This window comes from uncultured Sphingomonas sp., from assembly GCF_964237155.1.
In the GTDB taxonomy this organism is placed as follows: Bacteria; Pseudomonadota; Alphaproteobacteria; order Sphingomonadales; family Sphingomonadaceae; genus Sphingomonas.
The window spans coordinates 1-7,140 of sequence record NZ_CAXSHH010000097.1; the positions used below are offsets into that span (position 1 = coordinate 1).

The 7,140-nt window shown below is 65.9% G+C and carries 7 protein-coding genes; 1 reads left to right on the forward strand and 6 read right to left on the reverse strand.

All coding sequences use genetic code 11. The annotated features are described in order from the left end of the window. Positions 1-448: 448 nt before the first annotated feature. The 6 genes from ACFE71_RS14025 to ACFE71_RS14050 form a co-directional block, all read right to left on the reverse strand. Complete coding sequence (locus ACFE71_RS14025) at positions 449-2,941, reverse strand: PAS domain-containing protein (RefSeq protein WP_375429392.1); 2,493 nt, start codon at positions 2,939-2,941, stop codon at positions 449-451. An 80-nt stretch (positions 2,942-3,021) separates the two neighbouring features. Then, the gene (locus tag ACFE71_RS14030) at positions 3,022-3,816 is read right to left on the reverse strand and encodes a Crp/Fnr family transcriptional regulator (protein WP_375429393.1); all 795 of its coding nucleotides are present in this window, start codon (positions 3,814-3,816) and stop codon (positions 3,022-3,024) included. Next, the gene (locus tag ACFE71_RS14035; RefSeq protein WP_375429394.1) at positions 3,813-3,992 is read right to left on the reverse strand and encodes a hypothetical protein; all 180 of its coding nucleotides are present in this window, start codon (positions 3,990-3,992) and stop codon (positions 3,813-3,815) included. Before ACFE71_RS14035 ends, ACFE71_RS14030 begins: the two co-directional genes overlap by 4 nt. 127 nt (positions 3,993-4,119) lie before the next feature. Then, positions 4,120-5,175 (reverse strand): DUF2382 domain-containing protein, encoded by a 1,056-nt coding sequence (locus ACFE71_RS14040; protein WP_375429395.1) that lies wholly within the window; start codon positions 5,173-5,175, stop codon positions 4,120-4,122. A gap of 30 nt (positions 5,176-5,205) precedes the next feature. Next, positions 5,206-5,631, reverse strand: coding sequence for an OmpA family protein (locus tag ACFE71_RS14045; RefSeq protein WP_375429396.1), 426 nt, complete (start codon positions 5,629-5,631; stop codon positions 5,206-5,208). Positions 5,632-5,821: 190 nt separating this feature from the next. After that, on the reverse strand, positions 5,822-6,154 hold the full coding sequence (locus tag ACFE71_RS14050) for a hypothetical protein (RefSeq protein ID WP_375429397.1): 333 nt from the start codon (positions 6,152-6,154) through the stop codon (positions 5,822-5,824). A 216-nt stretch (positions 6,155-6,370) separates the two neighbouring features. On the opposite strand from ACFE71_RS14050, the gene ACFE71_RS14055 reads away from it, so the two are divergent. Further along, positions 6,371-7,140: Crp/Fnr family transcriptional regulator (locus tag ACFE71_RS14055; RefSeq protein WP_375429398.1), on the forward strand; the 770-nt coding region annotated here is incomplete at its 3' end.

A 7,140-nucleotide genomic window follows, 5' to 3' on the forward strand; every position in this document is an offset into this window, starting at 1 on the left:
CGATTCTCATCTTGATTGTCGCTGCGCTCGCATCCTGATTGTCGCGCTGCACCAGGGCTTGAGAGCGCCCGTAGGTCAGTCCCGGACATCGACCAAAGAGCGAGGAACTGCGCGGGGAGTAAGCCTATCGGTACGTTCTGCTCGCGCACGATTGTGGTCGGACGCCGTTACGTCGACGGTGTTCCGATCGCCGCAACCGAGATTCGGCTCGCAATCAGAACGGCTGACGGAGTCCGCATCATCAAGACAGATGACGTCTTCGGGGTGACGGACGTGCCGCAGGCGCCCCGGCTCAACCGAGCTAAGAGGTAGTATCAATTGCCAGTTCAGCCTGCCGACCCATCATGCTCCGCACTCCCGCCTGCCTAGGTTAAGGGAATCACCTAGCCCCAACGGCCGCAAGCTTTAGTTTTTCAACAGCCTCAATCGGTGTCGGTTTCGAAAGCTTCTAGGAACGACGTGCCGATTGCCACGCAACAGCCTTTTGGAGGACGCGCGACAACTGCTCGACCGAGTACGGCTTATGCAGCAGCTCAAAGCCGTAGCGACCATTTTGCGCGAGAACGTGACTATAACCGCTGGTGAGAATGACCGGCATATCTGGGTATAGCCGGCGGATTTCCTCGCCGAGCTCGATGCCGTTCATGCCGGGCATCATCACGTCGGAGAACACGATGTTGAACTGGGCGGTACCGGTCGCCAGCGCCGCCAGCGCGGCGCCGGCGTCACCCGCCAGCACGCTCTCATAGCCGAGCTCGGCCAGCGCCGCGGTCGCGAACCTGCCGACATCCTGATTGTCCTCGACGACGAGGACGCACGTGCCATCCCCATCGACGTGGCTGGATTCCGCATCGCCAGGGGGACTGGTCGCCTCGTCGGGATAGGCGCGCGGGAGATAGAGCGTGAAGGTCGTGCCCTCGCCAATGGTGCTGTCCACCCGGATGTCGCCGCCGGACTGCTTGGCGAAACCGATCACCTGGCTAAGTCCCAGGCCAGTTCCCTCGCCCACGCCCTTGGTCGTGAAGAACGGCTCGAAGATGCGGTCGATCTGATCGGACGCTATGCCCGCGCCCGTGTCGGCGACCGTCACCGCGATGAAGTCGCCGACAACGGCGGCATGGCCACGGATCGGCGGGATGCCGGATACCGGCCCCGTCGAGATCGTGAGCCGCCCCTCGCCGCCCATCGCGTCACGGGCGTTGATGCCCATGTTGACGATGGCGGTGTCGAACTGGCTCCTGTCCGCGACGATGAAATAGGGCTCGGCCGGCACCTGGACGGACAATCTGATGCGCGACCCAGTCATCGTCTGGAGCATGGTCGCGACCTCCCCAAGCGAGGCTCCGGCATCGAACAGGTCGGCGCTCAGCGCCTGACGGCGCGCGAAGGCCAGAAGCTGGCCGGTGAGCTTCGCCGCGCGGTCGGCGGTACCTCCGATCGCGTCGACGTAGCGAGCGCGCTTCTCGTCGCTAAGGTCGTCGCGCCGGAGGAGGTCGACGGAGCCTCGGATGACGGTGAGAAGGTTGTTGAAGTCGTGGGCGACCCCGCCGGTGAGCTGGCCGATCGCCTCAAGCTTCTGGCTCTGCCGCAAGGCGTCCTCGGCCGTCGCGAGCGCGGCCTGTTCACGCATTCGGTCGGTCACGTCGTACACGAACTGATATGCGCCGATCTGGCGCCCATCGACGTCGCGCAGGACGTTGAACTTCATCTCGTAAGCGCGCCGGTCGCGCGTCGCTTCGCCGAACTCGCCAACTTGCGTGAACTCCTCGCCGGCGAGCGCGCGCGCCCAGACCGCGCGCATCGCGGCCTGCTCCTCCGGGTGGTCGGCGATCAGATCGGGCAGGCATACGCCGGCGGCCGGCCGCTTGCCGTACACACGCTCGAACTCATCGACCGCGGCCTTGTTGATGGCCAGGCATCGCATGTCTGAATCGAGCACGAAGACGAACGCGTCGGTGTTCTCGACCAGTTCGGCAAACAGCCGACGCTCGGCAAACGCGCTGGCCACCCTTTCCTCGAGCTGCTGGTTGAGGTTGCGCAGCTGTTCCTCGGCCGCGCGCTGCTCGGTTATGTCGGTATGAACGCCGACCCATTCGCGGATCTCACCGCCAGCATCCAAGGTCGGCACCGCACGGATCGAGAAACGCCGCCAAACGCCATCATGTCGGCGGATGCGGTGCTCGAATAAGAAGGTGGACCTCTTCGCGACCGCGGTGTTCCACGCGTCGATCGTCGGTTGCGCATCGTCGGGATGCACCGCCTTCGACCAACCATAGCCCTGATACTCGTCGCTGCTCTGCCCGGTAAGGGCAGCCCAGCCCGACTGCACCCCCGTCATCTCGCCTGCGAAGTTGTTGGTCCAGAGAACACCCTCCACGGCGCCGACCGCGGCCCGGAAGCGCGCGTCGCTCACGCGCAGCTCGGCATTGGCCTCTTCCCGTTCGAGCAAGACAAGACGAAGCTCAAGCTGCGCCATGACCTGCCGCGCAAGCCTGCACAGCGCGCGCTGCTGCTGCTCGGTGAGGGACCGAGGCTCATAGTCGAGCACGCACAATGTTCCGATCGGATAACCGTCGGGCGATTTCAGCAGCGCGCCGGCATAAAACTTCAAGCCCGGGTCGGCCGTCACCAGCGGGTTGCACGCGAAGCGCTCGTCCTGGGTCGCATCCGGGACGAGCATGAACTCCTCCTCGAGGATCGCCGTCCCGCAGAACGATGTCTCGAGAGGCGTGGAGTCGACGCCTAGTCCGACCTCGGCCTTGAACCACTGCCGATCGCCGCCGATCAGGTTCACCACCGCGATCGGCGTGCCGCATATCTCGGAGGCGAGCGCGGCCAGTTCATCGAACCCGTCCTCGCGCGGCGTGTTCATCACGCGGTAGCGCGCCAGCGCCGCCAGACGCCGGTCTTCCTGCACTGCTAATGAGTTAGCGCTGGTCATCCGCGACGATGCGTAGCCGCCTTAACGTATGTGAGCTAGGCCCCGGACGCGGGCCGACCAACAGCTGACGAACGCAGCCGTTAGTTCGCCCATAGCAAGGGGATGGCGTGAAGGTATGATCCGTCGAACCCACCAACCCGACTCAACATGGCCATGTCCGGCACCGTAACCTGACGGCCCGCACCCGCGATCAACCCCTCCGCCCGAAGCGACCGCATGGTGCGATTGACGTGAACCGACGTCAGCCCGAGAACGTCGGCGATCTGCTCCTGGGTGATCGGCAACAGAAATACGGCCTCGTTCCCGACCGCGCTACCAAGGCGTGTGCTCAGCTCGCATAGGAAGTGCGCCAAGCGCTCGCGGGCGCTTTTCCGTCCGATCGACAGTGCCCGTTCGCTCAGGATCGAGTTCTCCATGATGGAAAGCCAGGTGAACGCGCGCGCCACGCCGGGACGCTCGGCCGCGAGCGCCTGCACCCGGTCGCGCGGGAGCTTTGCTACAGTAACCGCAGTCAGCGATCGCACCCCGAAGTTCACCTCGGCGCGCATGAACGAGTCCAGATTACAGACGTCGCCGGGCACCGCGAGCCCGGTGATCTGGCGCGCGCCCTGGCGGGTCGTCTTGTAGCGACACGCCCACCCTTGGGTGAGGAAGTAGATGTGGTCAGTGCGCACGCCCTCGGTGACGAGATCAACGCCCGCGCTGAACGATCGAAGAGCGGTAGAGATCTGGGCGAGCGCGCGCCTGTCCTCGGCCGATAGGAAGGTTAGTTCGTCGAACCGCGTGCCCCGCAACGCGGACGCGAGGTGGGGCGGCTCGCCGTCCGACGATGGCGATTGATAGCCGGATTGACCGCCAGCGGCCTCTGGATTCATGCCGCGTCGCGCGCGATTGCGCCGGTCGTCGCCAGTGATGCCGCACGCGCGCGGTAGGCTTCGGCGAGCTTGCGATGCGTGGTCGCCACCTTGGCGTCGGTCGCTCGTCGCGCTTGTTCCAGCTCGGTCTCGGCACGTCGTTTGAAGTAATCGTAGTCGCTCTTGGCCATCATCATGCCCCCACCCCGTTCCTGAACCTTGGCCTTGAAATGCGGCCGCCCCAGATACGCCGGGGCGGCCGAGGTACGCTGACGAGGAACGACCGGGCACTGCGCTGCGCAACTCCGCCGCCCGATCACCTCATCAGTAGCGGTCCGGCGTCTTGCCCTGCTGGTGCTCGCCGCGACGCTCCTGCGCCTCGCCGGAGCGCTCCAGGCTCTCGCTGCCGGTAAGCGAACCCACGCCCTGCTTGACGTTGCCCACTGCCTCGTTGCCAAGCCCGGCCGCCTTAGACCCCGTGCCCGTGCCCTTGGCGCGGTCACGATCGGTCATACCCGAAGTGCGGTTGGTATTGAGGTCGTCGACCTCAACCTTGGTGCGGCGGACGGTGTCGTCGATCGTCTCCATCCGGTCCGAGCCTTCCTTGCGAACGACCACCTCCTCGACGACGCGCGCGGTCTTGCCGACCACGGCCTCTTCGGCGGTTTCGGTCATCTCGACCGTGCGGTCGCGGAACGCGTCGGCTTCGTTGCCGGTCAGCTTGTGGTCGACCGGGCGGCGCTCGACCGCGACATGCTCCTCATGCAGTGTGACCTGCTCGTGGACGGGCGTCTCGCGGACGTAGGAGCGTACGCGCACGCCGCCGCGACTCACCTCGCGCTTGCCGACGACCAGCTCCTCCTCGACGATGTCGATGTGCTCTTCGTTGCCCGTACGGCCCGTGGTCAGGCCATCCGACAGATTCGACTCCTTGGAGCTGCCCAAGCCCAGCGCGGAACCGACCGCCGTGCCGATACCGGCACCAGTGCCCGTCGACGGACCGCGGGTCCTCTCGTAGTCCCAGCCGCTCTCGCGCCAGCTGTTGGCGCGGTCGTCCATGTCGATCGAGTTTGCGTCCTCGAGAATGCGCACCGCCTCGTCGGAGTCGTCCTCGTCGACCTCGGCGGTCAGCAGCGCGCCGCCACGCTTGATGCCCTCCTCGTAGGTATGACGATCCTCGTCGGGAAGGAACGAGTCCTTGAGATCAGCCCAGAAGCCTTTGTTCTCGTGGCTGGAGTATTCTGTGGTCTCGCCGTAGCCGGTCGAGCCCTGGTCGTGGACATGGACGCGGTCAATATCGATGCTCGACGCTTGCAGCCGGGCCTTGGCGGCCTCCGCGTCGGCCCGGGTGTCGAACAGGGCGGTCAGGGTGCGTGACATTGGGGTATTCTCCTTGATGGAACTTGGAAATCAGCGCTGGAGGACGACCAGCTCGGTACGACGATTCTCCGCCCGACCGGGCGCGGTGGCGTTGGTGTCGACCGGATCGGCCTCGCCGCCCGTGCCCGTGTCGATGCGGGTCGCGGCGATGCCGGCCCCGGTCAACGCGGCCTTGACGGCATCGGCGCGGCTCTGGCCGAGCTGGGCGTTCGCGGGGTCAGAGCCACGCGCGTCGGCGTAGCCGACCACGCGGACGCGGCTGTTCGGGTACTGGTTGAGCGTGGTCGCGATCGCCGCCAGCTCCGCCTGATCGACCGGACGGATGGCGCTCGATGCGGAGGCGAAGTTCAGCCGCTCGAACACGAAGGTGCGCGGGGCGGCCTCGGTGCCAGCCAGATAAGGGCCGACCTGCGACACGCCGGCCGGCTCGCGCGCGTCGATAGCGACAGGGGCCACAGCAGCGGGTGCTGCGGGCGCGACGATGGGCGTGACCGCCTCATCGCGTTCGCAGCGAGAAAGCGCGAACAAGAGCGCGAGCAGGCCTCACGCCAGCAACAACCAGGGCAACCACGAGGCCTTCTTGCCCTCGTGGCTTGGGCCTAGATGAACCTTACTCGGCCCGTTCGGGTCGCGACGGTTAGTCGGATCAGCCATTCAAATCTCCATTTTGATTATTGTGCATGGGCTCGCGCTCGATCCCCGCGCGCATGACGGGTCGGGTCGCGGGCACCTCGACCGGGGTCACCGACGCGGTACGCCGAAGGCGGATCTCCTCGGTGACGAACAGGCGCTTCTCGACCACCAGCCGCTCCTCGACGGTGACGGTCTCACGCGCGAGCTCGCCGCAGAGCGTGACCTGCTCCTCGTGCGAGGTCGTGCGCACCCGCACCTGCTCGGTATCGACAACGCGCTTACCCAGCCGGAGCGCCTCCTCGACGATCGGCAACACGACGCTATTCGGATCGTCCCCGACGGTCACGATGCGGGCGTTCCGGCCGGCACGCCCGCGACCTGCGCGCGGAACTCGCTCTTCGCCATCATACACCCGCACACCGCTAAGCCCCTTATGTATCGCACCGTGCATAAATGAGTGCTGGGGACTTCAGTTCCGAACCTAGGTTATTTAATTTTCGGAGCCGCATCGAACCGGAGGGCGTTGGGCTTCGTAGCTACCCGGCGTTCAACAAGGAGAGACATGTCGATCGCGAGTCTGCCGGTGCCCGATGGCGAGACGCTCGCGAGCAGTAATCACCTGCTCGACCGAGTGCCGCCGGACGAGTGCAAGCTGCTGATGGAGAAGCTCGAGCCGGTGAAGCTGGAGTCGGGGCACGTCCTGTACGAGCCCGGCGACAATCTCACGCACGTGTACCTGCCGCTGTCCGGCATGATCTCGCTCGTGTCGGTGATGAAGGACGGGCGCTCCGCCGAGGCGGCGGCGATCGGACGCGAGGGCGCGGCCGCGATGAGCGCTAGCGGCTATGTCGACGACGCATTCACCCGCTACGTGGTCCAGCTGCCCGGGAGCGGTTACCGCGCCACCGCCGCCGATTTCGAGCAGATGATCGACGACAGCGTCGCCTTCTGCTCCGCGGTGACGCGTTGGCGCGAGGTATATGCGCGCATGCTGCTCCAGTCGGTCGCCTGCAATGCGCTCCACGACGTCCGCCAGCGGCTCGCGCGCTGGATCCTGGCCACGCACGACCGCACGGAGGCCGACCGGCTCCCGCTCACTCAGGAGTTCCTGGCGGGGATGCTGGGCGTGAAGCGGAACGCGATCAGCGTGGTCGCCCGCAAACTCCAGGCCGTGGGTGTGATCGAGTACAAGCGGGGTCAGGTGACCGTGATCGACCTTGAGGGGCTGCGGCGGGTATCTTGCGAATGCTACGGCCTGATCCGTGGCGAGATAGCCATGTCAACCGGCGTGCAAAAGGGACCCCCGATCGGCGTCGAACAGGGCCCCCCTCT

Bases quoted from the DNA above. Each gene is read 5' to 3' on its own strand.
- ACFE71_RS14025 (WP_375429392.1), bottom strand. From the start codon at position 2,941: ATGACCAGCGCTAACTCATTAGCAGTGCAGGAAGACCGGCGTCTGGCG.
- ACFE71_RS14030 (WP_375429393.1), bottom strand. From the start codon at position 3,816: ATGAATCCAGAGGCCGCTGGCGGTCAATCCGGCTATCAATCGCCATCG.
- ACFE71_RS14035 (WP_375429394.1), bottom strand. From the start codon at position 3,992: ATGATGATGGCCAAGAGCGACTACGATTACTTCAAACGACGTGCCGAG.
- ACFE71_RS14040 (WP_375429395.1), bottom strand. From the start codon at position 5,175: ATGTCACGCACCCTGACCGCCCTGTTCGACACCCGGGCCGACGCGGAG.